This window comes from Lysinibacillus fusiformis, assembly GCF_002845985.1.
In the GTDB taxonomy this organism is placed as follows: Bacteria; Bacillota; Bacilli; order Bacillales_A; family Planococcaceae; genus Lysinibacillus; species Lysinibacillus fusiformis_D.
Genome location: NZ_PDFK01000012.1, coordinates 1 through 23,792, shown reverse-complemented (window position 1 = coordinate 23,792; position 23,792 = coordinate 1). Strand labels below are relative to the sequence as shown.

Genomic DNA, 23,792 nt, shown 5'->3' with positions numbered 1-23,792 from the left:
TAGCTTATTAATCTTCTAAGATACAAACCTATGTTAAAAGATAATCAATTTCCGCTGTTAATTTTTTACTTGCCTCGACTAATTTTTTTACAAAAGAACGAATGGCCGCTTTCTTTATTTGCTCCGTCGAACCGTGTAGGGCAATGGCACCTATTACTTCTTTATTGACATAGATAGGTACTGCAATACAACATTTACCTAGATTGGTTTCTTCATTATCAACAGCGTATCCTTGTGCTTTAATAACCTGTAAGTGAGGAATTAATAAACCATAATCATAGAAGGTTTTTGATGTAAGTGGATGAAGTCTTATACTATTTAACATGTCATGTTGCGTTTCTATGGGTAGGTGAGCTAAGACTACTTTTCCAAGTGCACTTGAATGCATGGGTGTTCGAGTATCGATTGCTTGAAAAAAAGGTTGTTCAAATGGCTCCCTGATGACATTTTTTATCACCATTTCACAATCTTCTAAAATACCAATATAAGTAGTTATTTCTTCTTGTCGGGCTAATTGATAGGGTGCTACAAGGGAAGTCCATTCAATATCTTGATGCCAATATAGATGTTCATCTCTAAAAATATGAGGATTTAATTGATAGTATTTATTATATTTATTAACATAATTCATTTTTTCCAAAGTATAAAGCATGCGAAAAACCGATGTCTTATTCAGTGATAACTCTTCCATAATTTCAGTCAATGTAAGAGCATGCTTTTGTCGTAATACATCCAATATCAAAAGGCCCTTTTTTAATGTCGATACTTCATAGGAATCCATTTCTGTCCTCTCCTAACTTCTAAAATAATTTAACCTGTACCTGTGAAATATTCATAGTTCTTTATTGATATTATAAAGACAATTTTTTATAACTGCTCAATTTTTATTTTAATAATATACAACCTTAAATTTGTAAAATGGTGGACAATTATAAAAAATGTCAGTGTTTTTTTGTATTGATTGTTGATTCTCCTCTTACTGGAGGTAATACACTTTGATTTGAATCAGCAAGATCAAAAAAACAAGGAGGTTTTTATTATGAGGTCTATTGAATTGTTTTATGTCATCTTTAATATTGTTTTACTAGGTTGGTTAGTTTTTGGTAGAAACAAGTCACAGCGAGGAATACTGATAGCTGGTGGTATGTCTATGCTATTTCTACTTGTCCATGGAATCATTGAAGGGATGCGGTGGCAAATGATACCGACTTATTTGATGACATTATTTTTTCTCGTTGTTGTTGTGATAAGGCACTTTTTTAACCCAAAAGTTCAAAAAGAACAACAATCAAGTATGCGCCGATTACGTGTTGTTCTGAATTCAACATTAGCTGTACTTTATTCTGCCATAGCAGTTAGTCTGCCTATCGTTCTTCCGGTATTTACCTTTGAAAAGCCAGCGGGTCCGTACCAAATTGGAACAGTCACCTACGATTGGGAAGATACTAAGAGGGAAGAGACTCTCACACCAGAGCTTGGCGACAAACGCGAATTAATGGTACAGATCTGGTATCCTGCTGATACGAATGCTAAAGGTAATACGGCTCCTTATATTTCCGATTCTGCTGTTTTTGCAGAGGGGTATAGTAAAATTCTAAATTTACCGAAGTTTTTATTCACAAATTTTGGTTATGTCAAGACACATGCTATTGAGAACGCTGAGATTTCTAATCAGGAAACAACCTATCCAGTACTCCTTTTCTCTCATGGCTTTAGTGGGCATAAAAATCAGAACACTTTTCAAATTGAGCAACTAGTCAGTCAAGGCTACATTGTGGTAGGTATAGATCATACTTATAGTAGCACTACTTCCGTTTTTTCTGATGGTCGTATAGCAAATTACGTCCCACAAAAAACGGAATCAATCGCATATTTAGATAAAGCAAATGAGGGTTGGGTTGAAGATGCTAAATTTGTGCTGGATCAAGTAGAGCAGTTGGCTCAAAACGATCCTGAAAACCGCTTTACAGGTCGAATGGATATGGAGAATATAGGTATGTTTGGCCATTCCTTTGGTGGGGCAACGAGCACCCAAATGCTAATGACAGATTCAAGAATAAAAGCAGCTCTTAATATGGACGGCGTTCTATATGGAAAACTCCGAGTTCCTGCAGATGGGCTGAAGAAGCCATTTATGATGATGAGTGCTGATGACTCAATCAGAGAAGCGAAGGAAACGGATGGTAAGGAGTTCATTGAGTTTGTAAACGAAACTCTACCACGGTATGAGTATGTAACTGTGGGTGGGAACTATTGGATGAAGATTAAAAATATGAAGCATATGGGCTTCTCTGATTTATATCTGTTTTCACCACTTTATGAACGGATGGAAGGGGTCGACATCCAAAAGGCTTACCGTTTGATTAACGACTATTCATTGGATTTCTTTAATCATTATTTAAAGCATCAGCCATTTAAACTATTAGAGCAAAATATTGGGGATTATCCAGAGTTTACGTTGCAGAAAGGTTGACTGCTAAAGAGAATAGTTGAGGGTGTTTAGCCCTCAATTATTCTCGTTCTGAGTTTTCCATATGTTCAAGTCGCCATTCTATTCCTTGAAATAGTAATTGATTAGCTTTTGAGAGTTGGTAGTATTGTGGGCTTAGAATGGCACATAACGTTTCACATCGTTCGAGTCGTTTGGTTTTGGTTCTTTGAATATATTTTACAAAGTAATGGAAGTAATCTTCTTTATTGTCCAAATGCTCTGAGTTCGTATACAGCCTAGCAGTATCATCGACAATGGCCTGTACAACCGGACTGCTGGCAGGCGATTTTTGTTTCAACGCCTTATTCAATCGATCATGGATGTTTTCGAGCTTTCTGACCAATGTTGTAGCATTGTATTTTGGCTGATGAACAATATTCATGTACAGAAATTCAGTATTTTTCAGGTCTTTTATAAACTGCGGATCATTTATGAGCTCCTGCAACTCATGCCAAGCAGCGGTTTGTTTGGCGGAGCCTTTCACCTGATTAATAATGTATTTGTCAAAATAATAAAAAAACGAATCTTTCCACTCTTTTGGAATGCCATTTAAGAATTGTATTTCTTGCACTTTTTTATCGATAAATTGTTTTTTATTTTCAGCTTTAATTGTTCGTGCATTCACTAAATCATGAATACACTGCAATGAATCCCCATTATGTTCCTTTGCTTGACGCAAAATTGATATCATATCCATAAGCGTATTAACCTGTGTTTCCATCGATTCAATCTGCCAATCAAGTATTCTAGTGACTGATAGCTCCTCAGATATCATTTTGCTTATATCATCAATTCCAAAATCCAAATAACGCAGGTTTGTAATCATTTCAAGACGCCATATATCTTTCACTGTGTATAATCGATGTCCACCATCAGTATAACTTGTAGGTTTTAGCAACCCAATTTCATCATAGTAACGAACTGTTTTTATAGTAGAACCTATTATTTTAGCTGTTTCACCTATAGTATATTTTTCTTCCAAATGATTACACCTCCTGATTGGATCACTTTATAGTAATTTTAACATCATAGTTCATTTGATGATAAAAAAAGTCATTATTTTATTTTACGATAAACTTGCCATAAATTGAGGAATTGGACTTGCATAGCTGTGAAGTTTTTATCAACAAAGTCATCATAACTAAATTGTTATAATTATAAAATGCGAAAATACCGTCAAAGCATTTTCGCATTTTAAATTTTCATATTCAAACATTCCAAGAGCAGCAACTTTCATTTAGAAAATTATGCTCCTGCCAATTATGATTGCAACTGAACTACTTAACGACTATGATAAGGGCTATTTCACATTCTCAGTAAGGTAGATTAAGGGTGAAGAGCACGAGCCATTGCATCTAAATAGTTCTGACTTGCACGCTGACTTACCTCGGCTTCAGGTACAAAGACTTCAAAGCAATGAAAGCTACCAGGGTAGAGATTTATTTCAACATCTACTCCTGCTTGGGCAAGACGTGTTACATAATCAAAGGTTTCATCTCGAAATAAATCAAGTTGACCTATACATGTATAGGTTGGTGGTAATCCTGCTAAATTATCTGCTCTTGAAGGAACCGCATACGGAGAAAGTTCGTTGGTGTCCTTTTCTTCTCCTAAGTACATACGCCAAGCGGTCAAATTATTTGATCTACTCCATGTTGCATGAGCATCGGTAATCTCATAGCTAGATGGCGTTTCATTTCGGTTATCAAGCATTGGATATAATGGCATTTGAAATATAATTGAAGGCCCTCCCTTATCGCGAGCCATTAATGCTAGTGCTGCTGTTAGCCCTCCGCCACCACTTGCACCAGCAATTGCCACTCGTTTAACATCAATGCCTAGTGATGGAGCCTCAGCTGTCATCCATACTAACCCTGCATAACAATCTTCAATCGCGGCTGGATAAGGATGCTCAGGAGCAAGTCGATAATCAACAGAAACGACAACGCAGTTAGCGGTCTGAACAAAACGTTCACATAGAAGATCATCCATATCGGGGTGTCCCATAACGAAACCACCACCATGAATCCAAAGCATAGCTGGAAGTTTATCGTTGCTCCGTTTAACGGGTTCATATATTTTAACTAGCATTTCACCTCCATCACCTCTAGGAATTGTACGATTAGTTGTAAATACAAGTTCTGACTCCTCTAATGGTGATTGGGCTAAGAGACGACGACTCCACTCTAAATCTTCGTCTAGGCGAAAGCCTGGAAATTGCGAGTAAGCCTGCCTTAATTCGGGTAAGATTCGGTCATTGATTGTCATATAAATTCTCCCTGTAAAGTAATGAATTTTTAAATAAATGGATGTCCTTCTACTGCCATTTTCGCCTCCCATTGGGCAATTTCTTCGCGCACACGAGGAGCCACTTCGGTTCCTAGAAGTTCTATCGCTTGCATGACTTGATCATGTGGCATTGTACTTAAAGGTACGTATAACATAAATCGTGTGATCCCTACATGTTTACGAAGATGAATGATTTTCTGAGCAACTGTCTCTGAATCACCGACATATAATGCCCCTTCAAAACTACGTGCAGCATCATAGCTAGAACGATCATAATACGACCAACCCCGTTCTTTGCCCAGTTTATTCATGCCCGCCTGTGTAGATGGGAAAAATGTATCTGCTGCCCACTCGTTATTCGGGCCAACGAAACCTATCGAATGGGAGCCTACCCGAAGCTTAGATAAATCATGACCTGCATGAGCAGCAGCTTTTTTATAAAGTTGTACGATTGGAGCAAACTGCATAGGACTGCCACCAATGATTGCTAGCATAAGGGGTAATCCTAAAATTCCTGCCCGAATGGCTGATTGTTGATTTCCTCCACTACCAACCCAAATGGGTAAAGACTTTTGAACAGGTCTTGGATACACACCTAAATTATTGATCGCTGGTCGATGCTTCCCTTCCCATACTACTTTTTCTGACTCGCGAATTTTGAGTAATAAGTCCAAATGTTCTTCAAACAGTTCATCATAATCATTTAAATTGTAGCCAAATAGGGGGAAAGATTCGATAAAGGATCCACGGCCAGCCATAATCTCCGCACGCCCATTTGATAGTCCGTCTAAAGTAGAAAAATCCTGAAAGACACGTACGGGATCGGCAGAAGAAAGAACTGTCACGGCACTTGTTAATCGAATTTTTTTCGTTTGTGGAGCGGCAGCTGATAACACCATTGCTGGGGAGGAAGCAGCATAATCTTCTCGATGGTGCTCGCCAACGCCAAACACATCCAATCCTACTTGATCTGCAAGAATGATTTCCTCCACTACTTCACGTAAACGCTGTGCATGACTAATTACCTCGCCACTATGAACATCTGGTTTTGTTTCTACGAAAGAAGTAATTCCTATTTCCATTTGTTATCTCTCCTAAGTTAAATCAATATTTTGTGAATCGTCTAGTCATTACCCAAAAAATAAGGGCAATTGTACTGATAGAAGCTCCAAGTAAGCAAACCCCTTCCCAGCCAAAGTGTGCATATGTCTGTGTAGAAGCGATTGAACCGCCAGCGCTGCCGATGGAGTAGAACACCATGTAACCAGCGGTAAGTCGACTTCGCGCTTCTGCACGCAATGGAAGAATCATCGTCTGATTAGTGACATGAATTGCCTGTACGGCCAAATCCAGCAAGATAATACCAACAACTAATGCAAATAACGACTTTTCTAGATAATTTATAAACAACCATGAAATGAGTAGTAGCACTAAAGCAATCCCTGTTGTTTTTTGTCCATAACCCCGGTCAGCAAATTTTCCTGCCTGTGCGGCAGCTAATGCACCAGCCACTCCAATAAGACCAAAAGCACCAATGACACTGTGTGACAGTGTTAACGGTGGGGCACTAAGTGGCAGAACAATTGGCGTCCATAAAATACTGAAATCAGCAAAAATTAGCATGGCTAAAACCGAGCGGATACGTAAAGTTCTTTCTTGAATGAACAACATAAATACGGATTTAATTAGCTGAAAGTAGGATAGGGCTTTTACTTCACGCTCCACTTTAGGTAACACTTTTAGAAATATACAGACCATTAAAAACATAAGAGTGGCAGAGACTAGATAAACGGACCGCCAGCCAGCCAGATCAGTTAAGAGACCAGCGAAGGTCCGAGCGAGCAGTATGCCAATGACGATTCCGCTCGTGACAATACCAACAACACGACCTCGTTCTGTAGGGGAAGCCATAGTAGCCGCAAATGCCACAAGTGTCTGCGTCACAACTGCAAGTAGACCTACCAAAGCCATACCTGTGAAAAGTACTGCGCTATAGGACGCAGTGCCTACTATAACCAAAGCCGTTATGGACAGTAGCATCTGTCCAATAATCAATCGGCGCTGATTGAGTAAATCTCCTAGAGGCACTAAGAGTAATAAACCTAAGCCATAAAAGATTTGCGTGATGGTAATAACAACACCAATAATCGAGTGATCAATAGTAAACTCATTTGACAATTGATCGAGCAGCGGCTGTGCAAAATAAATATTGGCTACAGACATTCCACAGGCTGTTGCGAATAATAATGTTATAGCTCGAGACATGGAAGACTGTTGATTTATAGTAGGCACATCGTTTTCTCGCTTCAGATCATTGTCCACACGGTATCCTCCATTCATAATTGAATTGTCATCATAACTTACCGTTCGGTATGAAATAATTATTGGTAAATATATCTTAGTTTTATTTGCTGTGTCAATGTATTTTTTGAATTTATTTTTATAAATAAAACGGAAATTGACAATATAAAGAGCAGGTTGTACAATTATTACATACTGTTTGGTATTTAAATTGTAGTGACCAGCTTATTAATCCTTACATAAAGGAGGTGGGTTTTTTATGGCAAGAACCCGTGAATTTGATGAAGAAAAAGTATTAGAGGCTGCCATGCAGTTATTTTGGGAGAAGGGATATGAAGCTACTTCTTTAAGTGATCTCACTGCTAGAATGGGCATTCAACGTCCTAGTATTTATTCAACCTTTGGTGACAAAAAAGAGCTTTTCGAAGCAGCACTTCGAAGATATACGACATCTCGTGCAGCTGATATACGAGCAAGACTCCAAAGCCATACGTCTGTAAAGCAGGCATTTGCTACTTTTTTTGAAGAAGTGATTGCAGCTGAATATACGAAAGATCTTAGTAACGGCTGTTTTTGTATCAATACAATGGTTGAATTAGCTCCTCATGACGAGAGATTTGAAATTTTAACGAGAGAGCATCAACTTTATTTAGCTGTTATTTTTCAGGAGACGATTGAGCGAGGAATCCAATCAGGCGAGTTAGATGCTGACACGGATGCGAAATCTTTAGCACAAGCACTACTTGTGGCACTAATCGGATTAACGGTCATGCTGAAATCACAGCCGCAACAAGCCTTTGTTGATAATGCAATTGCAACAACGCTCACATTACTTAAATAATACTTTACTATCTATGTAAAAGTAGATGAAACTGTACCCCTTTAGAAGGGTTAAAGGGGTACTAGAAAAATACATAATTACAGCACATCTTGATTATATATAACATAGTATGATTTATAATTTCTTACAAGCCCATGCGTCTATCTCAACCTTTAAGGCAGGAGTAGCGAGTGCAACCACATATATCAATGTTGTGCATGGAAGATGTCCCCCAAAAAAGTTATGGATGATTTGCTGTCGTTGACTTGCATCCATTTCTCCTACCAAATAGAAAACGATCTTCGTCAGATCTTGAACCTCCATATTGGCGCTTTCTAAATTTTTTTTTATATTTTCTAGTGCTACATTCAATTGTACTGCTGCATCTTCAGGGATAGTCCCATCTGCCATCATACCGATTTGACCTGATAGGGTTAACCACCTATGGGGGCCAGTGACTTCAATTTGATGTACATAAGGAGCAACAGGTGGGTGAATGTTCTCAGGATTCCTCGCAATTTTCATAGAATCAGTCCTTGTCTATTTTTAATTTGTTTCTGTAATCAAAATAGCATAATGTACCATCTGATAAAAGTTCTATGCAAATACCATTATAAAAGAACTTTCAAATTGGATATGCTGGTTTTATAGGGTTATAATAGATTCATAGAATTTAGGCTTATACGCTGATAAAGCTTTCAAAAAGGATAAAAGTATTGATTTTTTAATTTGACAAAACATACAATTCACTTCACCCACGCCTAAGGTTTTATACAGACACTTCTAAAGAAACATGAATTTCGTCTTATTTTGAAGGTAGATGGCTATACTCATTAAATGAGAGGGAAATTTTTACATAAGAATGATGCGTATTGTTGTAAATCAATTTTATACTGCTTATGTTTAGTTGATAGTGTAGCCCTAGGTAGCAGAGGCAGCGAGGCCGTTTTGTAGAAGGAGTGAATAAATGAGTAATTTCTTTCGGAGTAATGGATTTAAACGTATTATTCTTCTAGTTGGGATTGCAGTTGCATTGTATTTAATGCGTAGTATGATCAACTTAATTTTGCTGACGTTTATTATTACCTATTTGATGAATCAGCTTACTACGAAGACAACGAAAAGCATAAGAAAATATACACCGATGAATGAAAAGGCTGTTACAGTAACATTGTACCTTTTACTTGTCGCAGGTATTGTTGCGGTAATTTACAAGTATTTGCCGATTGTAACCCAGCAAATTACCCAGCTTTTCGATCTTATTGCCAGCTTTAATCTCGATCCAGATGACAATGAGATTGCCAGATATTTAGCGCCAACTTTTGAGAAAATCGAACTTGGAAAATATTTAGAGCAGGGTGTGGATTTAACTCTTAAAAATATTACGAATATTGGTAAAATCATTATGCAAATTCTGATTTCTCTAATATTGAGCTTGTTCATCTTGTTGGAAAAGAAACGCATTATTGAGTTTACAGCCAAGTTTAAGGATAGTAAAGTTGGACCACTTTATGATGAACTTCATTATTTTTCAAGAATTTTCATCCGCTCATTTGGTAAAGTAATTGAGGCTCAATTTATTATTGCTGCTGTCAACTGTGTGTTATCAGTGATTGCCCTTTCTATAATGGGCTTTCCACATCTGATTGCTCTTGGGATTATGCTCTTTATTTTAGGTTTAGTGCCAGTCGCAGGAGTTATTATTTCACTAATTCCACTAAGTATTATCGCATATAGTATCGGTGGCTTAATGTACATTGTCTATATTTTAGTCATTGTCATGGTATTACATGCCATTGAAGCTTATTTCTTAAATCCAAAGCTGATGTCCGCAAAGACAGATTTACCGATTTTCTATACGTTTATGGTCATCCTCTTCTCAGAGCATTTCCTTGGTGTATGGGGATTAATCATTGGTATTCCGCTGTTTATGTTCCTGCTCGATATTCTAGGTGTAACCTCCTCGGAAGAGCCTGTAAAGAAATCAGTACCAATACCCAATGAAAAGTAAATGGAATAGTTTTGACAAAGGAATCATCTACGTACAAGATGGTTCCTTATTTCATGTGAAAGAGGAGTCTATCATGATAAAAGGTCAAAGAGTCTATTTAAGAGCCATTCGTGAGGATGATATCGATCGTATTGCAAGGTGCTTTCAAAATGAAGAAATCATGTATATGACAGGAACGCGTAACATATTTACAAAAGAACACATTAAAGAGGCGATTCAACGTTTTAAAGAAGATGCCTCGCGCTATGATTTTGCTATTTGTTCAATTGACAACGATCAAGTAATTGGCGATTATCGAGATCGACTTAACTAATAAAAAAGCAATGTTTCGTATAGCCTTACATTGTATCGAGAAGTGCGGTAGAGGGATATGGCTCTGAAGCCGTACAACTTGCTCAAAAATTTATATTTGAGGAGCTAAACCTGAACCGCTTAGAATTACAGGTGTATTTCCATAATAGTAGAGCCATTAAATCCTATGAGAAGGTCGGTTTCAAATACAGAAGTTATTTTAAGACAGGCTTTGTTTATGAACAATGCATTTTCGGATGGGATTATTATGAGTATGTTGCGTGATGAATATTTGAATAAAAAGTAAGAAAGGGGCCATGATGAGGCCCCTTTCTATTTAAGCATTTTTTAGAGAGGAAATGGTTCTTGGATTTTTTTTAATATACAAGTAAATGAGCAATGCTGTAATGCCCTCTGCTACCGGGAAGGTCCACCAAATGGCCTGAGAGCCAAGTAGTTTGGGTAGTACGATGAGGGTAGGGATAAATAAAATAATACTGCGTAGTAACATAATGGTTGTGGCAATACGAATTTTTTCAATGGATTGAAAAAATTCTGCGAACACCATATTGATTCCTAAAAATACATAGCCAATGGCAAAGTGAACAAAGCCCTGTGCTGCCAAACTACGAATTTCAAAGGAGCTATCTCCAAATAATGCCATTAATTGAGAAGGGAAAAGCATTGCGATAAGTGCCGTCGTTAACCCTAAAATAAATGCAGTAGCTAGCCCTATTTTTAATAATGCTGTTAATCGTTCTAGTAATCTCGCCCCATGGTGATAGCTCACTAATGGTTGTAGTGCCATACCGATGCCAAGGAAAATCGTTAACAATACAGTATGGATATAGTTGACCATTGCATAGGCTGTTACGCCATTTGCCCCTAAGTAGTGCAAGAAGGTAACATTATACAAAATAACGATAACTGCTACGGAAGCTTCAACGATAAAGCTAGGTAGTCCAATAGCAAATATTTTTCTGAGATCTGATAGATTAAAAAATGAAGAGACAAACTTTAACTCAGATTGTGGACGGAAAAAATGAAGACAAAGTACAGACGTACCTATAATAGTGGCGATTGCTGTTGCTAAGGCACAGCCAGTCACACCATAATCTAGTACGAAGATAAAGATATAATTTAAGAGTATATTCAATACTGATGTTGTAATTAAGCCCAGCATAGCAAGCTTTGGGTTACCATCATTTCGAATAAAAATACTTAGTAGATTTTCTAGTGTGTAAAACACGCCAAACAGTAAAATAACATGTAGGTATTCCTGTACATAGGGATACGTATCATCGCTTGCCCCAAATATATAAGAAATATCTTTTAAATTGAATGCAAGGAATCCGATAATCGTTAGCACGACTAGTAACATCATTATAAATGCTAATGTAAAGAGCTGATGGGCTCGTTGCCTATTGCCCTCCCCAAGAGAAATTGAGAAAAGCGTAGCTCCTCCCATACCAATCCATAGAGAAATAGAAAGCAAAATAGAGAAAATGGGAACGGCTATATTAACCCCAGCTAACGCTGTAGGACCCACGCCATGACTAACGAAAATACCATCTACCAAAATATTGACGGACATCAAAAGCATACCGATCATTGCGGGGAATAAGTATGAAAGAAATAATGGTTTCAGTGGTCTTGTTTCAATAGGATTAATGGTTGTCATGTCCATGCACCTCCAACACCATTACTTTTTCCCCTTTGTCATCTAGTTCACCATTAAATATAAAACCAAATCGTTTATACAGCTGAATAGCTACTGCGTTATTGTCATAAACACTTAAATATATTTGTGAACAGTTGAACTTTACTGTTAAGTAATGAATAAGTTGCTGTAAAAAATGTTTACCTAAACCTTGCCCTTGGTATTGTTCATCAATTAGATAGCGATCGAGCCAAACGCGTTGACTGTAATCTTCATGAGGGAATAATCCATACATAGCGAAGCCTATAACGGTGTTATCTTTATACAGACCTAAAGGAGTAAAGCGTCGATCCATTTCTGCCTCTGTTAAGCATTGGTCTGTCGTTTCAATAAAATGTTGCTGATTGTCTGCGATGCGTAAAGCTAAAATTTCTTTCTTGTTGAAAGCTGTAATGTCACGAATCTCCGTGAACATAATGTCAAAACCTTTCTATTTTTATTGTGAATAGGTACAATTTAAAGTATATAGTTACTATATAGTCAAGGGAGGAAGCTCAAAAAATGCTTAATAAAAATGTAAAATATTTTACAACTGGGGAATTCGCTAAAATTTGTAAGGTTAATAAGCAAACACTCATTTATTACGATCAAATTGGATTATTATCTCCCATCATGAAGGATAGTAAAGATTATCGGTATTATTCACTTGCTCAATATGATTTTTTTAGTGTTATTGAGTTATTAAAAGCAGTTGGAATGTCCTTGAAGGATATTCAGCAGTATATGGCAGAGAAATCACCAGAGAATTTTTTAGAATTGATGCATCAACAAAAAGAAATTGTTGCGAAGAAACGTCGAGAGCTCGAAATGATTGAAAATATTATTGATGTCAAAATCAAAACGACTGAGGAAGCTCTACATCTACATTTTGATGACATCACGATTGAGTACTTTCCTGAAGATACATTATACCTAAGTAAAAATATCGAAGATTCTACTGAAGAGCAGTTTGTGAAGGCTGTATCGGATTTTATCGAGGAATTAGATCGCTCTCAATTAGATACAGGTTATCCAATCGGAGGGATTACGAGGAGAGAACAAGTATTAGCTGGCAATTACGATAATTACAGCTATTTATATATTGAGCAGCCTAATCCAAGAGAAGGTCATCCTTACTTTAAAGCAATAGAGGGGGAATTCGTTATTGGTTATCATGTTGGGCCCTCTGCGAAGCTTGGAGAGACCTATACACGTTTATTTAATGTCATGCATGAAAAAGGCTATGAGCTTGGTCAATACGTTTATGAGGAATACGTTTATGATGCTGTTATAAAAAATCGAGAAGAAGAGTATGTGACAAAAATTATGATGGAAGTAAAGAAAGTCAAATAATTCACTGTTACTTACTAAAAAAGACCGTATAGAGTTAAGTAATTTAGCATATTTGAAGGCTTATATATCAGTAAAATAATAGCATTTTTTATTGTGTTGGAAATGAACCTAATCAGTAGATGATTTTCTGACGATAAAAATAAGATGAAAGAAATCATTTTAGCCTATGTGGAGGTGAGCTGCAATGTGGATTGAGCGTTGGCAACATTTAATAAAGCGATTGAAGTGGCAAGGAGCTTATGTACATCCGATTGAAATACGAGCAGTCACTACTGAACATGATTTACAGCAGGTAGAGGCACGACTTGGCGTACAAATCCCTAATGAGTTCCGTCATCTCTTACTAAATTGCTCGCAGCAAGTAACTATTTATTGGTCTCTCCCTGACGAAGCTATCTTGCCTACAGAATTGCTGGATACGCCTTCTGGAGATTTTGGCTGGAGCTTAAATGATTTGGATTTCCCCTATTTTGGAGGGGATGATGAATTGCATGAACAGCAATACTTACAATTTTTTACGGCAGGTAACGGAGATGCCCTTCTCCTCAAGCTTGAGGATGAATCGATTTGGTATTGGAGTCATGAAGATGATGAATTTAATTTGCTTGCCTTAAGCTTTCCTGCGTATGTCGACAGTGCGACCACTCTAGGCTGTATTGGTGTAGACTGCGGACAGCATCGACAATTTTGTAGTGGGGAGGGATTGGATGTTAATCTGACTAGGTCACAAATATGGTTAACGTGGCTGGAACAATATTTAAGCTCTAATTTACAGCAGGCTAAATCAAGCTTAGAATCTTTACTTCATTATGTTTCCATGCATGGCGTAAGAGAAACAAGCATTCAAGAGGCTTTTTGGCAATTTGATAAGGTAAGGATATATGAGGCACTTCAACAAAGAGTTGAACAAGCACAGACTCCAGCACAACAAAAAGCTTGGGGTGAAGTTCTAGTAACGGTGTGTGCTGACGAGGCTGAAAGATGGGTAAAGGAACTTTGGCAAGGGAATGCTGAACTTCCAGCCTGGCTACGTGATTATTTAACGGCGCATTGTTTACCAGTAGACGAAGGGCTGGCCCTTATCCTACAGGATATTGAAAAAGATAACATGGATGCCTATACGGCATTACATCGATTACGCCATTTCCAGCACCCAAACATTATTACATGGATGAAGCCCTATGTTGCATTTCCGATCGATGGCTGGGACTCGCTTTTAGCAGTATCACAGCCAAGTGCAGGGACACTATTTGAGTGGTTAGATGGTAGTGAAGTAGAGAGACTGACAGCTATCCGAGCTGTTTGCTATATGATGCAGCAGGGAATCACACCAACAACAATGATAAATGAGGAAGAATGGCGCTCTTTGCTGGCTTATTGGATGGAACATGAGGTATTACGAAAAAATAAACAATTATTTAGCCAAGTACTGAATGGTTTGGAAAATTGGATACTGAAATGCTATATGTTACAAAGGAGAGAGTAGTTTGAATCATTTTACGATATTTGCTTCCAAAAATGATCTAGATGAATGCATGCTAAAATAGCCGACGTATTTGCCAAAGGCTTTGCTATTGAAAAACAAGATAGCGGATATTTATTGAAATCTAAAGGGCTTTTTAAAAAATGTAGATGCTCGATGAACATTTTAACTGAAGATATGAACCCTGATTATTTTGCAAAAAATATCCCTGGGATGATGGGCTATTACGATACTATTCCCTTTAAAGATGAACAGCTAAAAGAACGAGTAATGATTCAAATAGCTGTGCTCAATACAGTCATTGCAATCGAGATGGATAGGGCTATGACAGACGAGCATATGCAGCTATTTACAAGACTACTAACAAGGATAGGCGGTATTGGTTTTCTACCAGACGGTACTTTGCTGGATCAAAACGGTAGCGTGATTGTTTATCCTAACGGGGAATCAGGTCCATCTGACTTTAGACCCCATGCTTGTACAAGAAAAATAAATACGCATGAGGTAGCATCAGCACAGGGAGAAGTGCGAAAAAATAAAACGATCGCTTTTTTAACAGAACGAGAGATTCCTTACGCTGCTTCTCTTCCTCAGCTATCACCATTAGAAAATCTCCACTTTAAAAGTCAAGAGGATATCGCAAGAAGAGCAGTTGCCCTATTGATTGTTATTCAATTCGCCTGTGACGTAGCACAAAATGGCGATATTGAAGGGTCTAGGGAATTCTTTACCGATATGCTACATAAATATAAAGTACAACCATTCTTAACGGAGCAAGAAAGGCTCTTTCTGGGGGCGCAGCATCCTAGTACGCAAGAGGCTGTCAATATTTCATGGCAATATGAAGCCTATTGGACACTCATTTGGGCATTAGGTATGGTGGAAGAGTTAGATTTTCCGGAAGATGTTTGTGATTGTGAATATGCGATTCAAGCTGTTTCAAGCTGCGAAACGTTTGAACAGTTTTACCAACAAACAATTATGCGCAGTAAGGAAGAAATTTTAGACGAGGCTGATAAAATTTATAGATTGCATTGGGCTTGTGTAGATAGTCGAATTAATGGACAGACAGCTCCTTTAGCGTTAAATGAAAGTGTTGTGATGGAAAGGCGTAGAGGCTTATTTTGGATGATTGGGTATCAAGACGAGGAATGGGATACGATATCCATGGATACATAAAGTAATCGCAAACTAGGGAATCTAGTTTGCGATTATTTTATAAGAGAGGTTATTTTACATAATGCGGTTTACTTACTTTATCGATCAAGAGAATACCATCGTATTGATCGCGTGGAACAAAGCTTTCCTGCATAACGCCCCAGCTATAGCCTATGCGAGGCTCAAACATCCATGAGTTGCCTCGCTCATTTTGACGATTGCGCATATCGATGAATGTATATGGTTTATTTTTTGTAGACAGAATATCCTCAATAGATCCCTTGATAGGTGGTAATACAGCCATCGGTTCACCCATATTATTTGCTGTCTCGCCACTTCCCATGTATAGGCCTAGTACATAGCTATATTTCTTGTAGATGTCTGGTAAACGTTCGCCCATTAATTTGACTGGATAAGGGGAACCCATTACATCCGATTGTGCTTTACGAATATGGTCATTATGTGCCCACACGATAAACTTTTCTGTTGGATAAACCTTTTCAGCTAACCAAAGTAAGTTTTCACCCATTGCCTGATCTCGCCATTCCATTGTTTGTAAAAATGACTCTATATTATTTTGTTCAAGGTCAATATTGGCCTGAATAGTTAGTTCAACATATTCATTTGCTAAACGAATACGATCTGCTAAAGTACGCTCCATCAGTTTTACAATGTGGGGTTCATTTGGATATGCTGCTTGCAACTCTTTTTCTTTTAACTGTACTTGTGCCTTTACTTGTTTATACACATTGATAATTGTTGCCTTTTCTTTTTGATAGCCCTTTAAATCTTTTCCTGAGCTCCATTCAGCGAGTTGTTTCTCTGCTTCACTGAATTGTTGAGCTAATTGAGGATTGTGCAGCCAATCTCCATTCGTGAATGCCCCTTGTTGTTGAATATCAAAGCCCGTGAGAACAAGGGGTTGCTTTGTTGTATAAGTTGTTTTGGCGTATTCAAACAGAGGAAGGGTTTCTTTTGTCCACCATACACCGAAAATACCATCCTTCATTGTTTGTAGAGCCGCTTGTTTGTCAATTTTTCCTTGGGCGTTCATCACATTTCCCATGCCACTTTCAAAAGCGAGAACATTATAGCCCATTTCTTGATGTAAAAATTGTATTAAACGTGTTTTAGCTAGATTAAATTGTGCAACACCATGAGAGCTCTCTCCTAAAAAGACAATGCGCTTATCATGTAATAATGGCTTTAGCATCTCTAAATCCTCAAATTCACTAGATGGAATTTTTTGTCCATTAAATGTTTCAGGTTGAATGGAGGACAGGCTATAGGCATGATCGTTTACCCATTTTTTCCAATCTAATAACGTTTCATTAGAAGACCTAACCTGTTTGACTGTTGAATTAAGTTCAATATTGAGCTGTTCTTCATTTGCAGTGACAGCCGCAGAGACACTAGTTACTCCGTTTAGTGCCATTAAACTTGTCAGTGCAATACTTAATAAAACCTTACGTTTCCTATCTTTTTTCATTAATAATCAGCCCTTCTTCTTATATTGATACTTATTATAAGGAACGAAGTTTAAAGCTTAGGAAGAGTTTGTTTAAATTTTGTTTAAATTTGCCTATATTGGCAAAAAAACATCCCCGTTTGTAAAGTGGAGTTGCTCCATAGCGTTGGAAACAAAACTACCTTGCCAAGGGTTCTTTTTCTGCTAGTGAATCACCTTTTTTCAACAACATAAAACATCTCCATTTGTAAAGTGGAGATGTTTATCATTATTTATAGTGATAGGTGCTTGCTCTAACATGGTTACGTTGAATTTGATTGAACCATGCACGATCCTTTTCTTCTTGCTTTAATGTACCAACAATGGAGGAGGAGCAGCTCACACAAATTTTAGCTTGTGTAATTTGTCCACATCGTTCACAGGGCGCTCCTAAATTAGGGAAAATGGACTTTTTTAACTTTCCTGCTTTTACCCATTTGTAAAGGAGTTCAGGTGACACTCCTGTTAAAGCGACTATCTCATCGTTTGTTAAGTAGCGATTATTTTTTCTTAATAAAAAATGATGTAACTCTGAAAATATGTCCTCTTCTCTCACATCAATTCTTTTATGGAATAGCAACATAACTAGTCCTCTCCTCGTCAAATCAATTAATGATTTCATTAACTGTTATAGGTTGTTCGTCATATTTATAATTTTCCCAACGATTACGCGCAAGCTTTCGATATTTTGGTGATACATTTCGATCGGCAATTAAACGTGAGAATCCTTTTTTAGCTTCTACAATATCACCGAGTCGAAGGCTTAATTCAGCATGTAAAAACTGGATTCTTTCTCCACCCTCCTGATTGGATGCAAAGGATTTACTATAAAAGTCTCTAGCTGCAAAAAGGTAACGCTTTTCGGATTCCTCATCGGTTTTTAAACGATAAAGCCAAGCAATTTTCAAGGCGAAATTCGCCATTAAAAGGGATTCCTCCATGGAAGCACGTGATACCAAATAAGCAAGCTTAAAACTGACAATGGCATCATCGATTGTACGTTCCTGACAAATATCCATCGGCTTCTGGAGCTCTTTAATGTAAATTTCATCAATGAGTTGCATGAAAGGTCCATATGTCCGTGTCATAGACTTATGGTAGGCATAGCCGCAATGGGGACAAACAGCAACCTCATACAGCAAAGGATTTAAGCCATCATAAACAGGCATGAAATCTGTTTGCTCCTCGATGATTTTATATCGATTAGGGCGTACTTTATAAGTTGTAAAATGCTTTTTGCAAAATTTACAATCTACACTACTTTCATAGTAGTAAATGTTAAATGCCATAAGAATCAACTCCTTTGCAGGCTCTAAAATTTTGTTTCTTTTGCTCTATTTATACGTAAATGTTTATCGTTCAATGTATTTAAGTAGATATCTTTTATTTTAACAATTCTGTGTTCTTTGGTATACTCCTTTAGAATTATTAAAATAAAAATATTCATCTGTTTTATAGTTAATTGTCATTAAATCTATGCTTGTAATAGTATTTATCGGTGCTGTTAATGTAAGTTATAGAGTTTGCTGAAAGTTTGTCAAAATACTTTCATACTTTTCATTAAGTATAAGGAATGAATTAAATGTTTGTGATTCTAAAGTACTGTTTTATAAAGGCGGCTTAAGATGAATTATAATATCATATTTTTTGATGTGGATGGAACACTGATTAATTACGAAGATGGCTGTGTGGAAGAAAGCACAAAGCAGGCCATTCAACTTTTGCAGGAGAGAGGAATTCACCTTGTAGCGGCTACAGGAAGACCTTTATCGATGTGTCAGGAGATACAAGCGCTAGGGATTGAAACCTTTATTACAGCAAATGGGGCATATGTGAAACACAAGGATTTAATCATACATAATTCAAAATGTACAAGCTTTTGCACGTGAACAGCAGCATAGCCTCACATTTTTTACAGAGCAACTATCGATGAATGGCATTCAGCATCCAACTGCTTTCAATACGATGCAGGCAACTCTATCTTTACGAAATTTTCCGGTTGTGAATGAAAAAATTGTGGATGAAGAAGTTTTTCTCATGTGTCTATATGCAGATGAGGAGGCTGAAAAAAGATATGCTAGCCAATTTCCGCATATATTTTGGCAGCGATGGCATCCTTATATTGTGAATGTATTACAGCAGGATGTTGCCAAATCGATAGCTGTTAAAGCGGTACTAGACCATTTTAACATTGGTCCTGAGAATGCTATTGCTTTTGGAGATGGGGATAATGATATTGATATGTTAGAGCATGTAGGGCTAGGTATCGCTATGGGAAATGGTAGCGCAGCTCTAAAAGCAGTTGCGAATTTTGTTACAAAGAGTTCCACTGAAGGTGGTATTGACTTTGCTTTACGGCAGTTTCAAATGATATAAAGCTGCTGAAGGTCTTAAAGTCGATGCTTCAGGTTCTCTTAGATCTATTGAAGGAACTTGTTAATCAATGCGTTTTAATAAATGTTGGGTGGGATGTTATATGGCACATCATGTGCAATCTCTAATTGAACATTACGGGTATTTGGGTATTATCGTGATTCTAATTGGAGGCATTGTTGGGTTGCCACTACCTGATGAGGTCTTTCTAACATATGTTGGCTACAGTGTTTATATAGAAAGCCTTGAACACATTCCCGCTTTAGTAAGTGCAATGATTGGTGCAGTTGGCGGTATTACCTTAAGCTACTATATCGGCTATCGTTTTGGCTTACCATTATTGCAGAAATATGGACCCAAAATTCATATTACGGAGCAAAAAATTGATTTTACAAAACAACTGTTTACTAAAATTGGGCCAACTTTATTATTAATAGGCTATTTTATACCTGGTGTACGGCATCTGACAGCCTATATTGCGGCAATTAATAATTATCCATATAGAAAGTTTGCTTTTTTTGCCTATACAGGGGCATTTATCTGGACTTTCACATTTATAACGTTAGGGAGGATGCTTGGGGAGAAGTGGCGGTTTGTTGGTTATTATTTATCCCATTATAGTATTTATCTCATCCTATTGTTTGGCCTCGTAATGCTCATCGTTTACTATCTATTCAAAAAAAGAAATATACGAAAATAAAGGTCTGTATGATTCAACACATGAATCGTACAGACCTTTGTGTTATGGCAAAATAGCAAATGAGCGTACAGGGAATCCAGATGCCTTTTCAGGCTTAGGGACGATATTGAAGATAATTGCCCCCTTCGCAGGTAGCTTGTCCAAGTTAGTCATCAACTCAATTTGATAGATGTTTTGTTCAAGCACGAAGTATTCGCCATCTAGCTTACCATTTTTGTGAAAATCAGCGGCTGAATCAGTATCAAATGTTTCATGGCCAAGTGCACTTATTTGACGTTCCTTCAATAAAAATTGTAAAGCCTCTAAGCCCCAGCCTGGTATATGGTTATGTCCATCCATATCTTGGTTACTAAATGCCTCTTTATCTGGCCAGCGCTTACTCCAATCCGTACGTAGCGCTACAAAGGTACCTGCTTCAATTACTCCATGTTGTGCTTCAAAATCAAAAATATCTTGCACACTTAGCGAGAAGTCATGATTGCTAGCAGCTTCTCGTGATTTATCAATGACGACAAGAGGAAGAACTAGTTCTTTTAGTTCTAATTCTTCTAGATAGCGGGAGTCTCGCACAAAATGAATGGGTGGGTCGATATGTGTGCCATATTGTCCTGGGAACGTGAATTGTTGTGCGAAGAACCCGTCATCATGAGAGAATAATGTTTCAAATTTAGCATCTTCAAACATAAAAAAATGTGGGGAATTAGGGCCGAATGTATGTGTTAAATCAACCCATTGTTTTGATTTTAATAATTGTAATGCTTGTAAAAGTTGGTTTGACATTGATTTCACTGCTTTCTGTTAAAATTAGTAGAACATAAAAAAGAGTCCCCTTAGAAGAGGACTCCAGAATAAGCAACGGTAGTTCTTCTTCTCATCTTTCAGGCTTAAAATTTTGCCAATTGGAATTAGCACCATACTGTTGAGCTGGTTGCTGAGACTTCATCGGGCCAATCCCTCCGTCTCTCTCGATAAGAAAAGTGATATAAGAATTTTCAGAAATAATAATAAAAACACTTTAGCATAGAATTTTATAGTTTACAAGTTCGATAGAGATATAAGGGTAAATTTTTTTACCAACTTAAATTTATGGTTATGCCACAACAACCATTATCCATAAGACGTATTCTGAAATTGTCTGGTGTATAATTTGCATCAAATTTCATCGTAATGCCTGTTGATGTGATTAATTTATCAACCTCTGTTTTATTTGAAAGCTGTGCAGCATTCATTAGATCATGTGCAAATTGTTGAGAGCTATCAATTTTATCCGTAAGCAATTGAGCCTGTTGCATGATCGCCTTTATCCGTGTAGCTGACATTTTTAATTTATGTGTGTCGACAGGTGGAAAGGGGGTAGTGTTCGGCATTGCCAAATGTTGAGGAATAGGTCTAACGGCAAGCTGCTGGGCAAGTGGCGACGTTGGGTAATGATAAGGATGAACAAAGTACGGATAAGGATTGTAATACAATGTAATTCCTCCTATCCTATAGCTGATATCTTATCTTATGTAGCTAAACGTCTTTAGGTGTTATTTTGCAGTGCAATGTCTGTCCTAATCATTTAAAAAGGAAGCCAAAGTGAGCTTCCTCTTTTAGCCGAGAACATGTAAGACATCATCAATTTTTTTACTATGAGACAGAATACCGTAATTCATCCATGTTAAAAAATCCACTTCATATACACAGTTGGTTTTAACTGCAGCTAGATTTTTCCACATAGAAGTTTTTAAAATCGTACGCTCCTCGTTCTCGTAAATGGAATGTTGTTTATCAAAAGTAATAAATAAATGATCCGCATCTAATTGCAGCAATTGATCAAATGTCAGTGGTGCTTTACGTTGATTGTGCGGAATACTCCAGACAAGTGGATGTGGCATTAAACCGAGGTCACGATATAAAATTGGCCCCGTATAGCCACATTCAGGACCCGCATATAGAGTAATGCCAATAGCTGAAATGCGGAGAAATGCCACACTTTGCCCATAAACGGATTTACTAAGAATTCCTTTTGCTTGCTGTACCTTATCCTCATATTGTAGGATCACGTCTTGCATCAAGGCGGTTTTTCCTGTTAAATCAGCAATCTTAAACAAAGTAGACTGCCAGTTCTCTCCAGGATGTGAGATATGACAGATGGGAGCTACTTCATTTAAATGATGACAGGATTCCCATCGCTCTATACCTGCATCTAGCATAATTAATGTTGGTTTATAGTGAAGGAGTCGATCCATTTCTCCATTTTGTACATCGATATCAGGCACTTCTTGAAGACCTAAATAGTCTTGTTTTCCCCATTTTGGATGACTGAATTGAGCAATTGGTGTAATCCCAAGGGCGACAAAGAAGTCTTCTAAGAATGGTGCAAATACACGTAGATTGCTGCTTTGGTTTCTTCGATATTGTCCTGGAGAGATGCCGACATGTTCTTTAAAACGACGATTGAAATAATATTCATTATTAAATCCGATAGACTGACTAATTTCAAATACCCGATCATTTGTTGTCATTAATAATTGCTTGGCTTTTTCAATGCGAATGTTATTTAAATAGTGAAGAGGGATTTGCCCTGTAATCTCTTTGAACATACGGGTATAATTCCATCTTGGAACATCAGCTAGCTCTGCCAACTGCTCGACAGTCCACTCTTTTTCAAAATGTTTATGCAAATAGTTAATGGATTGCTCAACAGATTGACGATCATTTTTTTGCACCAGCTTGGGTATTGTTTGATGTAAGAGCAATAACATCAGCTCTTGAAAGTGTACATGCTGCTCAAAGATGGTGTGCTCATCCTCCGCTAGACGGTTCTGATAAATGGCTTCTAGCAGTCTACGACATTGCGAAAAGGGGAGGAGACGTTGCTCTTTGACACGCTTAAAAGGGCTAGTAGTCTGTTTATTGCTAAGATGGACAATGTTGAACTGTAATTGATAAAAACAAAGGTGCTCGTTTTGAATGCGTATATTAGCCGTGTTATTAGGAGGAATCGATATGCACTTTTCTTCACTAAGATGAATGGTGTTATGATCTATTTCTAGCTTTCCGCTGCCACTCATTACGATGAAAAGTGTATAGAAATCACTATTAAACTGCTGCTTGTTCGTTGATTGAATCACATAAGAAATAGTTTGTAACGTATAGACATGTGTTAAGTTACCCATTGATGATTCACCCCTTTATAATTGAATTTGGAGAACAACACAAAGAAAGCTCTCTGAAGAGCTTTCTTTCATGTTGTTGAAAAAAGATGATGTCAACGGCAGAAAAAGCAAATTTGCAAGGTGAAAGGTTGATTTCCGTTCCGCCAGCGCCCTTT

General features: G+C 37.5%; 20 protein-coding genes, 3 pseudogenes and 1 riboswitch. Of the genes and pseudogenes, 9 read left to right on the top strand and 14 right to left on the bottom strand.

Annotated elements, in window-relative coordinates:
- Positions 1 to 28 precede the first annotated feature (28 nt).
- Positions 29 to 781, bottom strand: coding sequence for an IclR family transcriptional regulator (locus CRI88_RS21645; protein WP_058845241.1), 753 nt, complete (start codon positions 779 to 781; stop codon positions 29 to 31).
- 258 nt (positions 782 to 1,039) lie between these two features.
- Here CRI88_RS21645 and CRI88_RS21640 point away from each other — a divergent pair, with 258 nt between their 5' ends.
- Positions 1,040 to 2,473, top strand: a complete 1,434-nt coding sequence (locus CRI88_RS21640; RefSeq protein WP_058845242.1) for an alpha/beta hydrolase family protein — start codon at positions 1,040 to 1,042, stop codon at positions 2,471 to 2,473.
- Between the two features lie 37 nt (positions 2,474 to 2,510).
- On the opposite strand, the gene CRI88_RS21635 is transcribed toward CRI88_RS21640, so the two are convergent.
- The 4 genes from CRI88_RS21635 to CRI88_RS21620 form a co-directional block, all read right to left on the bottom strand.
- On the bottom strand, positions 2,511 to 3,473 hold the full coding sequence (locus CRI88_RS21635) for a MerR family transcriptional regulator (RefSeq protein WP_244504868.1): 963 nt from the start codon (positions 3,471 to 3,473) through the stop codon (positions 2,511 to 2,513).
- A 344-nt stretch (positions 3,474 to 3,817) separates the two neighbouring features.
- Entirely contained in the window at positions 3,818 to 4,759 is a 942-nt protein-coding gene (locus CRI88_RS21630; protein WP_058845244.1) for an alpha/beta hydrolase, read from the bottom strand.
- 29 nt (positions 4,760 to 4,788) lie between these two features.
- Positions 4,789 to 5,862, bottom strand: coding sequence for an LLM class flavin-dependent oxidoreductase (locus CRI88_RS21625; RefSeq protein ID WP_058845245.1), 1,074 nt, complete (start codon positions 5,860 to 5,862; stop codon positions 4,789 to 4,791).
- A gap of 22 nt (positions 5,863 to 5,884) precedes the next feature.
- A complete protein-coding gene (locus tag CRI88_RS21620; protein WP_231745151.1) occupies positions 5,885 to 7,045 on the bottom strand; it encodes an MFS transporter in 1,161 nt (386 codons plus the stop codon).
- Between the two features lie 295 nt (positions 7,046 to 7,340).
- Between CRI88_RS21620 and CRI88_RS21615 the strand changes: the two genes are divergently transcribed.
- Positions 7,341 to 7,922 carry a TetR/AcrR family transcriptional regulator gene (locus tag CRI88_RS21615; RefSeq protein WP_036128759.1) on the top strand — a complete coding sequence of 194 codons (582 nt, stop codon included), beginning with the start codon at positions 7,341 to 7,343 and terminating at the stop codon, positions 7,920 to 7,922.
- A 114-nt stretch (positions 7,923 to 8,036) separates the two neighbouring features.
- On the opposite strand, the gene CRI88_RS21610 is transcribed toward CRI88_RS21615, so the two are convergent.
- Positions 8,037 to 8,426: a RidA family protein gene (locus tag CRI88_RS21610; protein WP_058845248.1), complete on the bottom strand. Its 390-nt coding sequence runs from the start codon at positions 8,424 to 8,426 to the stop codon at positions 8,037 to 8,039.
- Between the two features lie 442 nt (positions 8,427 to 8,868).
- Here CRI88_RS21610 and CRI88_RS21605 point away from each other — a divergent pair, with 442 nt between their 5' ends.
- Positions 8,869 to 9,912, top strand: coding sequence for an AI-2E family transporter (locus CRI88_RS21605; protein ID WP_058845249.1), 1,044 nt, complete (start codon positions 8,869 to 8,871; stop codon positions 9,910 to 9,912).
- A 73-nt stretch (positions 9,913 to 9,985) separates the two neighbouring features.
- Positions 9,986 to 10,510 (top strand): annotated as a pseudogene (locus CRI88_RS23250) (GNAT family N-acetyltransferase).
- Positions 10,511 to 10,540: 30 nt separating this feature from the next.
- Here CRI88_RS23250 and CRI88_RS21595 read toward each other — a convergent pair.
- Together CRI88_RS21595 and CRI88_RS21590 are read right to left on the bottom strand one after the other, a co-directional pair.
- Positions 10,541 to 11,884 (bottom strand): MATE family efflux transporter, encoded by a 1,344-nt coding sequence (locus CRI88_RS21595; protein ID WP_058845250.1) that lies wholly within the window; start codon positions 11,882 to 11,884, stop codon positions 10,541 to 10,543.
- Positions 11,871 to 12,338: a GNAT family N-acetyltransferase gene (locus CRI88_RS21590; protein ID WP_036128746.1), complete on the bottom strand. Its 468-nt coding sequence runs from the start codon at positions 12,336 to 12,338 to the stop codon at positions 11,871 to 11,873. Before CRI88_RS21590 ends, CRI88_RS21595 begins: the two co-directional genes overlap by 14 nt.
- An 86-nt stretch (positions 12,339 to 12,424) precedes the next feature.
- Here CRI88_RS21590 and CRI88_RS21585 point away from each other — a divergent pair, with 86 nt between their 5' ends.
- The 3 genes and pseudogenes from CRI88_RS21585 (at position 12,425) to CRI88_RS21575 (ending at position 15,917) form a co-directional block, all read left to right on the top strand.
- Complete coding sequence (locus CRI88_RS21585; protein ID WP_036128745.1) at positions 12,425 to 13,255, top strand: MerR family transcriptional regulator; 831 nt, start codon at positions 12,425 to 12,427, stop codon at positions 13,253 to 13,255.
- Between the two features lie 184 nt (positions 13,256 to 13,439).
- The gene (locus CRI88_RS21580) at positions 13,440 to 14,741 is read left to right on the top strand and encodes an SMI1/KNR4 family protein (RefSeq protein ID WP_058845251.1); all 1,302 of its coding nucleotides are present in this window, start codon (positions 13,440 to 13,442) and stop codon (positions 14,739 to 14,741) included.
- Position 14,742: 1 nt separating this feature from the next.
- Positions 14,743 to 15,917 (top strand): annotated as a pseudogene (locus CRI88_RS21575) (DUF4272 domain-containing protein).
- Between the two features lie 49 nt (positions 15,918 to 15,966).
- On the opposite strand, the gene CRI88_RS21570 reads toward CRI88_RS21575, so the two are convergent.
- From CRI88_RS21570 to CRI88_RS21560, 3 genes are all read right to left on the bottom strand, one after another.
- Positions 15,967 to 17,385 (bottom strand): erythromycin esterase family protein, encoded by a 1,419-nt coding sequence (locus tag CRI88_RS21570; RefSeq protein WP_058845252.1) that lies wholly within the window; start codon positions 17,383 to 17,385, stop codon positions 15,967 to 15,969.
- Between the two features lie 247 nt (positions 17,386 to 17,632).
- Positions 17,633 to 17,986 carry a hypothetical protein gene (locus CRI88_RS21565; RefSeq protein ID WP_036128737.1) on the bottom strand — a complete coding sequence of 118 codons (354 nt, stop codon included), beginning with the start codon at positions 17,984 to 17,986 and terminating at the stop codon, positions 17,633 to 17,635.
- 22 nt (positions 17,987 to 18,008) lie between these two features.
- Positions 18,009 to 18,692 (bottom strand): DUF2225 domain-containing protein, encoded by a 684-nt coding sequence (locus tag CRI88_RS21560; protein WP_036128736.1) that lies wholly within the window; start codon positions 18,690 to 18,692, stop codon positions 18,009 to 18,011.
- A gap of 336 nt (positions 18,693 to 19,028) precedes the next feature.
- On the opposite strand from CRI88_RS21560, the pseudogene CRI88_RS23155 reads away from it, so the two are divergent.
- Together CRI88_RS23155 and CRI88_RS21550 are read left to right on the top strand one after the other, a co-directional pair.
- A pseudogene (locus tag CRI88_RS23155) lies at positions 19,029 to 19,779 on the top strand (Cof-type HAD-IIB family hydrolase).
- 100 nt (positions 19,780 to 19,879) lie between these two features.
- Complete coding sequence (locus tag CRI88_RS21550) at positions 19,880 to 20,476, top strand: DedA family protein (protein ID WP_036128732.1); 597 nt, start codon at positions 19,880 to 19,882, stop codon at positions 20,474 to 20,476.
- 42 nt (positions 20,477 to 20,518) lie between these two features.
- Here CRI88_RS21550 and CRI88_RS21545 read toward each other — a convergent pair whose 3' ends face one another.
- The 3 genes from CRI88_RS21545 to CRI88_RS21535 form a co-directional block, all read right to left on the bottom strand.
- Positions 20,519 to 21,256 (bottom strand): cyclase family protein, encoded by a 738-nt coding sequence (locus CRI88_RS21545; RefSeq protein WP_036128730.1) that lies wholly within the window; start codon positions 21,254 to 21,256, stop codon positions 20,519 to 20,521.
- Positions 21,257 to 21,344: 88 nt separating this feature from the next.
- Positions 21,345 to 21,451: riboswitch (SAM riboswitch) on the bottom strand.
- A 95-nt stretch (positions 21,452 to 21,546) separates the two neighbouring features.
- A complete protein-coding gene (locus CRI88_RS21540) occupies positions 21,547 to 21,945 on the bottom strand; it encodes a YuzC family spore coat inner layer protein (RefSeq protein ID WP_036128728.1) in 399 nt (132 codons plus the stop codon).
- A 123-nt stretch (positions 21,946 to 22,068) separates the two neighbouring features.
- The gene (locus CRI88_RS21535) at positions 22,069 to 23,637 is read right to left on the bottom strand and encodes a helix-turn-helix domain-containing protein (RefSeq protein WP_036128726.1); all 1,569 of its coding nucleotides are present in this window, start codon (positions 23,635 to 23,637) and stop codon (positions 22,069 to 22,071) included.
- Positions 23,638 to 23,792 lie beyond the last annotated feature (155 nt).

Coding starts and splice junctions, on each gene's coding strand:
- CRI88_RS21645 (WP_058845241.1), bottom strand. CDS start 781: ATGGATTCCTATGAAGTATCGACATTAAAAAAGGGCCTTTTGATATTG.
- CRI88_RS21640 (WP_058845242.1), top strand. CDS start 1,040: ATGAGGTCTATTGAATTGTTTTATGTCATCTTTAATATTGTTTTACTA.
- CRI88_RS21630 (WP_058845244.1), bottom strand. CDS start 4,759: ATGACAATCAATGACCGAATCTTACCCGAATTAAGGCAGGCTTACTCG.
- CRI88_RS21625 (WP_058845245.1), bottom strand. CDS start 5,862: ATGGAAATAGGAATTACTTCTTTCGTAGAAACAAAACCAGATGTTCAT.
- CRI88_RS21620 (WP_231745151.1), bottom strand. CDS start 7,045: ATGTCTCGAGCTATAACATTATTATTCGCAACAGCCTGTGGAATGTCT.
- CRI88_RS21615 (WP_036128759.1), top strand. CDS start 7,341: ATGGCAAGAACCCGTGAATTTGATGAAGAAAAAGTATTAGAGGCTGCC.
- CRI88_RS21610 (WP_058845248.1), bottom strand. CDS start 8,426: ATGAAAATTGCGAGGAATCCTGAGAACATTCACCCACCTGTTGCTCCT.
- CRI88_RS21605 (WP_058845249.1), top strand. CDS start 8,869: ATGAGTAATTTCTTTCGGAGTAATGGATTTAAACGTATTATTCTTCTA.
- CRI88_RS21595 (WP_058845250.1), bottom strand. CDS start 11,884: ATGACAACCATTAATCCTATTGAAACAAGACCACTGAAACCATTATTT.
- CRI88_RS21590 (WP_036128746.1), bottom strand. CDS start 12,338: ATGTTCACGGAGATTCGTGACATTACAGCTTTCAACAAGAAAGAAATT.
- CRI88_RS21585 (WP_036128745.1), top strand. CDS start 12,425: ATGCTTAATAAAAATGTAAAATATTTTACAACTGGGGAATTCGCTAAA.
- CRI88_RS21580 (WP_058845251.1), top strand. CDS start 13,440: ATGTGGATTGAGCGTTGGCAACATTTAATAAAGCGATTGAAGTGGCAA.
- CRI88_RS21570 (WP_058845252.1), bottom strand. CDS start 17,385: ATGAAAAAAGATAGGAAACGTAAGGTTTTATTAAGTATTGCACTGACA.
- CRI88_RS21565 (WP_036128737.1), bottom strand. CDS start 17,986: ATGTTGCTATTCCATAAAAGAATTGATGTGAGAGAAGAGGACATATTT.
- CRI88_RS21560 (WP_036128736.1), bottom strand. CDS start 18,692: ATGGCATTTAACATTTACTACTATGAAAGTAGTGTAGATTGTAAATTT.
- CRI88_RS21550 (WP_036128732.1), top strand. CDS start 19,880: ATGGCACATCATGTGCAATCTCTAATTGAACATTACGGGTATTTGGGT.
- CRI88_RS21545 (WP_036128730.1), bottom strand. CDS start 21,256: ATGTCAAACCAACTTTTACAAGCATTACAATTATTAAAATCAAAACAA.
- CRI88_RS21535 (WP_036128726.1), bottom strand. CDS start 23,637: ATGGGTAACTTAACACATGTCTATACGTTACAAACTATTTCTTATGTG.